The 263-nt window shown below is 61.2% G+C and carries 1 pseudogene; it reads left to right on the top strand.

The window, feature by feature from the left end:
* Positions 1–263: pseudogene (locus RMT89_RS43715) on the top strand (ABC transporter substrate-binding protein); the annotation flags it as partial.

Consider the following 263-nt stretch of genomic DNA (forward strand, 5'->3'; position numbering starts at 1 on the left):
TCCGCATTTGCGGCTTCGGCGGCAAGGTGCTGGAACGCATCGGCGTGGTGCCGCAACAGATTGCGGCGGGCGACATCTATTCCTCGCTGGAAAAAGGCATCATCGACGCGGCGGAATGGGTCGGCCCTTATGACGACGAAAAGATGGGCTTCGTGCGGGTCGCGCCCTATTACTATTTCCCCGGCTGGTGGGAAGGTTCGGCGGCGGCGCATCTTCAGATCAATCTGGACCGCTGGAACGAGCTGCCCGAAAGCTATCAGGGG

Origin of the sequence: Streptomyces sp. P17 (assembly GCF_032436805.1) — a bacterium.
GTDB lineage: Bacteria > Actinomycetota > Actinomycetes > Streptomycetales > Streptomycetaceae > Streptomyces.